Annotated in this window: 8 protein-coding genes and 1 tRNA gene; all 9 read right to left on the minus strand. The window is 61.9% G+C overall.

Annotated elements, in window-relative coordinates:
- A partial coding sequence (locus VEJ16_02660) for a DNA-directed RNA polymerase subunit beta (protein ID HYB08555.1) occupies positions 1 to 1,445 on the minus strand: 1,445 nt, incomplete at its 3' end.
- Between the two features lie 176 nt (positions 1,446 to 1,621).
- Complete coding sequence (rplL, locus tag VEJ16_02665) at positions 1,622 to 2,008, minus strand: 50S ribosomal protein L7/L12 (protein ID HYB08556.1); 387 nt, start codon at positions 2,006 to 2,008, stop codon at positions 1,622 to 1,624.
- Between the two features lie 43 nt (positions 2,009 to 2,051).
- Complete coding sequence (gene rplJ / locus VEJ16_02670; protein ID HYB08557.1) at positions 2,052 to 2,570, minus strand: 50S ribosomal protein L10; 519 nt, start codon at positions 2,568 to 2,570, stop codon at positions 2,052 to 2,054.
- A 337-nt stretch (positions 2,571 to 2,907) separates the two neighbouring features.
- Entirely contained in the window at positions 2,908 to 3,615 is a 708-nt protein-coding gene (rplA, locus tag VEJ16_02675; GenBank protein ID HYB08558.1) for a 50S ribosomal protein L1, read from the minus strand.
- Positions 3,616 to 3,619: 4 nt separating this feature from the next.
- Entirely contained in the window at positions 3,620 to 4,048 is a 429-nt protein-coding gene (gene rplK, locus VEJ16_02680) for a 50S ribosomal protein L11 (GenBank protein ID HYB08559.1), read from the minus strand.
- 130 nt (positions 4,049 to 4,178) lie between these two features.
- Positions 4,179 to 4,709: a transcription termination/antitermination protein NusG gene (nusG, locus tag VEJ16_02685; protein ID HYB08560.1), complete on the minus strand. Its 531-nt coding sequence runs from the start codon at positions 4,707 to 4,709 to the stop codon at positions 4,179 to 4,181.
- A 3-nt stretch (positions 4,710 to 4,712) separates the two neighbouring features.
- Entirely contained in the window at positions 4,713 to 4,910 is a 198-nt protein-coding gene (secE, locus tag VEJ16_02690; GenBank protein HYB08561.1) for a preprotein translocase subunit SecE, read from the minus strand.
- 116 nt (positions 4,911 to 5,026) lie between these two features.
- Positions 5,027 to 5,103, minus strand: a tRNA-Trp gene (locus VEJ16_02695).
- Positions 5,104 to 5,164: 61 nt separating this feature from the next.
- Positions 5,165 to 6,355: an elongation factor Tu gene (tuf, locus tag VEJ16_02700; protein HYB08562.1), complete on the minus strand. Its 1,191-nt coding sequence runs from the start codon at positions 6,353 to 6,355 to the stop codon at positions 5,165 to 5,167.
- Between the last annotated feature and the right edge of the window lie 2 nt (positions 6,356 to 6,357).

The following is a 6,357-nucleotide window of genomic DNA, read 5'->3' on the forward strand; positions in this document are numbered from 1 at the left end:
CCGAGATTGTCGATGTCGTCGATCTCGCCGCGACCGTCCTTCAACCCGACGAGCACTTTGAGGATCGCGATGATGTCTTCCTTGCGCAAGGTGCGGATCGTGTCCTCGGTCTTTTGCTCGAGGCGCGAGTTCATCTTGACGCGGCCCACCGCGGAGAGGTCGTAACGCTCGCCGTCGAAGAACAGACCCTTGAACAGCGCTTCCGCGGTTTCGAGCGTCGGCGGCTCGCCCGGACGCATCACGCGATAGATGTCGATGAGCGCTTCCTCGCGCGTCGAATTCTTGTCGATCGCCAGCGTGTTGCGGATATAGGGTCCGACGTTGATGTGATCGATCGCAAGCGTCGAGATCGCGTTGATGCCATACTGCTCGAGGATTTTGAGCGTATCGGTGGTGATCTCAGCACCTGCGTCGACAAGGACGAGTCCGCTTTTTTCATCGATGACGTCTTCGGCGACGTAACGGCCGAAGAGTTCCTCGGCCGGCACGAGAACGTCCTTGGTGCCGTCCTCGGCGATCTTGCGCCCGAGGCGTGCGGTCATCTTGGCGCCGGCTTCGGCTACAACCTTACCGCTCTTGGCGTCGATCAAGTCAGAGTTGAGCTTGATGCCGCGCATGCGCTGTGGATCGAACGGCATTTGCCAGCCATCCTTCATGCGCTTGAAGGCGACCTTTGCGTAGAAATAGGAAAGAATCTCCTCCGCCGACATGCCGGTGTGCTCGTGCGGCTCGATGCTCTTGCCCTCCGCCTCGCGCTGCTTGCGCAGCTCCGCGGTGGCTCGACTATCGAGGCCCATGAACAGGGTCGTCACGGGGAGCTTCCTGCGCCGGTCAATGCGGACGTAGACAAGATCCTTGGCATCGAACTCGAAATCGAGCCAGGAGCCGCGATAGGGGATGACCCGTGCCGCGAACAGATACTTGCCCGATGAGTGAGTCTTGCCCTTGTCGTGATCGAAGAACACGCCCGGCGAGCGGTGCATTTGCGAGACGATGACGCGCTCGGTGCCGTTGATGATAAAAGTGCCGTTCGTCGTCATGAGCGGCATATCGCCCATATAGACGTCCTGCTCCTTGATGTCCCGGATCGAGCGCGAGCCGGTCTCGTCGTCGACGTCCCAGACGACAAGGCGAAGCGTTACCTTGAGCGGGGCCGCAAACGTCATGCCGCGCTGCTGGCATTCTTCGACGTCGTACTTCGGGTCCTCGAGCTCGTACTTGAGGAACTCGAGCTGGGCGCGTTCCGAAAAGTCCCGGATCGGGAAGACCGAGCGGAAGACCTCCTGCAGGCCAACGCTGGTGCGCTTCTCCGCCGTGCCATCCTTCTGCAAGAACTGATCGTAGGAATTCTTCTGCACCTCGATCAGGTTCGGCATCGGCGCCACTTCGGAAATCCGGCCAAAGCTTTTACGGATCCGCTTGCGTCCCGTGAACGACTTCGCCATCGATCTTCTGCTCCTCACAAAGCCCGCCGTCCCGAAACGGACGGCAATTCCGGTGCCACGAAATCGAGCGCCGGCGACTAGGGGTCGATTACTCGACCCACAACCTCACAGCGCTTGCCGGACGGACGCGAGACGACATCCCGCATCCGTCCGTGCAAGGCTTGCCAAAAAGCACGTTACTTAACCTCGACCTTCGCACCCTGATCCTCGAGGACCTTCTTGAGCTTCGCGGCTTCGTCCTTGGACACGCCTTCCTTGACGGTCTTGGGAGCGCCCTCGACGAGATCCTTCGCTTCCTTGAGGCCAAGGCCGGTGATTGCGCGAACTTCCTTGATGACGTTGATTTTCTTGTCGCCTGCGGCGGCAAGAACGACGGTGAATTCCGTCTTTTCCTCGACGGCGGCCGCGGCACCAGCGCCCGCACCCGCACCACCGACCGCCGCGACCGCAACCGGTGCTGCGGCGGTGACACCCCACTTCTCCTCGAGCTTTTTTGCAAGCTCCGCCGCCTCGATGACGGTGAGCTTCGAAAGCTCCTCAATCAGACTATCGAGATTTGCCATGTTCCATTTCTCCTAAGCTCAAACTTCAGGGTTCCAATGTGTCCTACGCGGCCTCGCCTTTTTGGGCGAACGCCTGCAGCACGCGAGCGAGCTGCGCGGCGGGCGCTTGTACGACACCGGCGATCTTGGTTGCCGGCGCCTTCAAGAGACCGACGATCTTGCCGCGCAGCGCGTCGAGAGACGGCAGCGAGGCAAGGGCCTTCACACCATTCGAATCCAGGACCTGGGCGCCGAGGGCTCCTCCGGTGATGACGAGCTTCTCGTTCAGCTTCGAGAAGTCGACGGCCACCTTCGCGACCGAGACGGGATCGCTCGAAAATGCGATCGCGGTCGGTCCTTTGAACAGCTCTGCTAATCCCTCGTACCTGGTCCCCGACAAGGCACGGCGCGCAAGACGGTTCTTCGCCACTTTGAAGCGGCCTCCCGCCGCCCGAACCTTCCGTCGAAGATCGCCGATCTCGGCGACCGTCAGACCGCTTTGGCGAGTAACGACCACCGCAGCGGCCTCTTGGAAGGCGCGGTTGAGCGAGGCGACCAGATCTTCCTTCTCGGTACGTTGCACCGTCTTCTCCGCTCCTTTGGCCATCGCGGCACGACTTGTTGCCGCCCAGGCCGGTTGCGACTGGACCTCCAGGCTGAGCCCGAAGATCCGGCTCACCCTGCCCCAGAAGTTCAAGCCCGTCGCCCGCGCCCCAACGGATCGCTCCGGTGAGTGCGGGAAGCTGGGTTCGACTCCCGTCTATGCAGGCGGCTTTCACCACCTTTATGCCTAGGGGATTGTGCATCCCATTCGGCACCTGCAGTCTCGGACAGGTCGGGGTCCGGTTGGGCTATCACCCTCCCGGCTCCCTACTCTCCGCGCGAAATTCACTCCCGCGCGGCGAATTCCATCGTATCGCTCACCCAGCAGCCGCGGGACCGCCGAGCGACGCGGCATCGAGCTTCAGGCCCGGTCCCATGGTCGAGCTGAGCGAAACTTTCTTGATGTAGGTGCCCTTGACGCCGGACGGCTTGGCGCGCGCCACCGCATCGTAGAACGCCTTGACGTTTTCGACGATCGCCTGCTCGGTGAAGCTCATCTTGCCCACACCGGCGTGCACCAGCCCCGCCTTTTCCGCGCGGTATTGCACCTGCCCGGCCTTCGCATCGCGCACCGCCTTGGCGACGTCCATCGTCACCGAGCCGAGCTTCGGGTTCGGCATCAGGCCACGCGGCCCGAGCACTTTGCCGAGCTTGCCAACGACGGCCATCATGTCCGGCGTCGCGATCACGCGCTCGAAATCGATTTCGCCCTTCATCACCTTTTCGGCCAAATCGTCAGCACCGACGATATCCGCCCCGGCACCCTTCGCTTCGTTGGCCTTCTCGCCCTTCGCGAACACGGCGACCCGAACGCCCTTTCCGGTACCATGCGGCAGCGAGACGACCCCGCGCACCTGCTGGTCCGCATGGCGCGTATCGACACCGAGGTTCAGGGCAACCTCGATCGTTTCATCGATCTTCTTCGCCGCGAACTCCTTCAAGATCTTCACCGCCTCGTCGACGGGATAAAAGCGTGCGCGATCGATCTTCTCGTACGCATTGTTCAAGCGCTTCCCATGAGCCATGGCCTTACTCCACCACTTCGAGGCCCATCGAGCGGGCGGTGCCGACAAGCATGCGGCTGGCCGCATCCACGTCGTTGGCGTTGAGGTCCTGCATCTTCTTTTCGGCGATCTCGCGGATCTGCTTCATGGTCACTTTGCCGACCGTGCCGCGGCCCGTCGTCGAGCTGCCTTTCTCGATTCCCGCGGCCTTGCGAAGGAAGTAGCTCGCAGGCGGCGACTTGATTTGGAACGTGAAGGAGCGATCCGAGAACACCGTGATGATCACGGGTATCGGCATCTCCGGTTCCATCTTCTGGGTCGTCGCGTTGAACGCCTTGCAGAACTCCATGATGTTGAGACCGCGCTGGCCAAGTGCGGGGCCGATTGGCGGCGAAGGGTTTGCTTTTCCCGCCGGCACCTGCAGCTTGATGTAACCGTCAATCTTCTTTGCCATCTCTATTCCTCAGTTCGCGTTACCGACTGGGTTGCGGTTGCGGCCGTGGCAGGCCTCCCGCGCTCAAACCACGCGGCGCACCATGCGCCGGGTGGAACCTTGCATCCGCTCGCCCGTGGGTTCGCCGACCCTAGGCCTTCTCGACCTGCGCATACTCGAGCTCTACGGGCGTCGAGCGCCCGAAGATCGAAACCGAAACCTTGAGCCGCGCACGATCCTCGTCGATTTCCTCGACCATACCGTTGAAGGACGTGAACGGCCCGTCGACGACCCGGACTTGCTCGCCCACCTCGAAGGTGATCGCAGGCTTGGGCCGCTCGACCCCCTCCTGCATCTGGTGCAGGATGCGCGAGGCCTCGGCCTCCGAAATCGCGATCGGCTTACCCTTGTCGCCGAGAAAGCCGGTGACCTTCGGCGTATTCTTGACGAGATGCCAAGTCTCGTCGGTCATATCCATCTTGAGCAGCACGTAGCCGGGGAAGAATTTGCGCTCGCTTTGCACCTTGGAACCGCGCCGCACTTCGACCACTTCCTCGACGGGGACCATGACCTGCTCGATCCGATCCTCGAGCCCGTTCTGCTTCGCCTGGTCGCGGATCGACTGCGCGACCTTCTTTTCGAAGCCCGAATAGACGTGAAGCACGTACCAGCGCGCCGGCATCGCTCAGCCCCCGATCCCCAACAGGGCGCGCACGCCGTTTGACAGCAACTGATCGACGACGAAGAAGAAGATTGCGGCCAAGAAAACCATAAGGAACACCATCGCCGTCGTCACCATGGTCTCCTTGCGGCTCGGCCAGGTGACTTTCGACACCTCCGTCCGAACCTGCTGGATGAACTCACCTGGACTGACCTTCGTCATTTCTATCGAACCACTCGCTTAGACCCAGATTTTCCGATCGCAATCGCTCAACTGTTGTCCGCTGCACCTTCGCTCAGATTCGCCCCGGACCGCCGGCGCTGGCCGTTGAGCCAACCTGGCAGGAGTGGAGGGACTCGAACCCCCAACCCCCGGTTTTGGAGACCGGTGCTCTAGCCAATTGAGCTACACTCCTAACCTCCGGCTGCAACGTCGTGCATTTTCCCGCGAGTGTCTGCGCAAAACCGGCATCCTCGCTATTGAATGATCTTGGCGACGACGCCGGCGCCGACCGTGCGCCCGCCCTCGCGGATGGCGAAGCGCAGGCCCTCGTCCATCGCGATCGGCGCGATCAGCTCGACCTCCATCGCGATGTTGTCCCCCGGCATCACCATCTCAACCCCGTCCGGAAGCTTCACCGACCCCGTCACGTCCGTGGTCCGGAAGTAAAACTGCGGCCGGTAGTTCGTAAAAAACGGCGTGTGCCGCCCACCCTCCTCCTTGGTCAGGATGTACGCCTCCGCCTTGAACTTCGTGTGCGGCGTGATCGAGCCCGGTGCCGCCAACACCTGACCCCGCTCAACCTCCTCCCGCTTCGTCCCCCGCAGAAGCGCCCCGATGTTGTCCCCCGCCTCGCCCTGGTCCAACAGCTTGCGGAACATCTCAACCCCCGTCACCACCGTCTTCAGCGTCGGCTTCAGGCCCACGATCTCCACTTCCTCCCCAACCTTGATCACGCCCCGCTCAACCCGCCCCGTCACAACCGTCCCCCGCCCCGAGATCGAGAACACGTCCTCGATCGGCATCAAAAACGGCTTGTCCTTCGGTCGCGTCGGCTGCGGGATGTAGCTGTCAACCGCCGCCATCAGCTTCATCAGCGCCTGCTCCCCTAGCTCCGGGTTCCGCTCCTCCATCGCGCACAACGCCGAGCCCCGAACAATCGGGATCTCGTCCCCCGGAAACTCGTACTTCGACAGAAGCTCCCGAACCTCAAGCTCCACAAGCTCGATCAACTCCGGGTCGTCAACCTGATCGACCTTGTTCAAAAAAACCACAATCGCCGGAACCCCCACCTGCCGCGCCAGCAGAATGTGCTCCCGCGTCTGCGGCATCGGTCCGTCCGCCGCCGACACAACCAAGATCGCCCCATCCATCTGCGCCGCACCCGTGATCATGTTCTTCACGTAGTCCGCATGCCCCGGACAATCCACGTGCGCATAGTGCCGGTTCGCCGTCTGGTACTCCACGTGCGCCGTCGCAATCGTGATCCCCCGCGCACGCTCCTCCGGCGCCTTGTCAATCTGGTCGTACGCCATGAACTCAGCACCACCGCTCTTCGCAAGAACCTTCGTAATCGCCGCCGTCAGCGTCGTCTTCCCATGATCAACGTGCCCAATCGTCCCAACGTTGCAATGCGGCTTCGTCCGCTCGAATTTGCTCTTCGACATTT

It is taken from the genome of Alphaproteobacteria bacterium, from assembly GCA_035625915.1.
GTDB lineage: Bacteria > Pseudomonadota > Alphaproteobacteria > JACZXZ01 > JACZXZ01 > DATDHA01.

Coding starts and splice junctions, on each gene's coding strand:
- rplL (HYB08556.1), bottom strand. CDS start 2,008: ATGGCAAATCTCGATAGTCTGATTGAGGAGCTTTCGAAGCTCACCGTC.
- rplA (HYB08558.1), bottom strand. CDS start 3,615: ATGGCTCATGGGAAGCGCTTGAACAATGCGTACGAGAAGATCGATCGC.
- rplK (HYB08559.1), bottom strand. CDS start 4,048: ATGGCAAAGAAGATTGACGGTTACATCAAGCTGCAGGTGCCGGCGGGA.
- nusG (HYB08560.1), bottom strand. CDS start 4,709: ATGCCGGCGCGCTGGTACGTGCTTCACGTCTATTCGGGCTTCGAAAAG.
- secE (HYB08561.1), bottom strand. CDS start 4,910: ATGACGAAGGTCAGTCCAGGTGAGTTCATCCAGCAGGTTCGGACGGAG.
- tuf (HYB08562.1), bottom strand. CDS start 6,355: ATGTCGAAGAGCAAATTCGAGCGGACGAAGCCGCATTGCAACGTTGGG.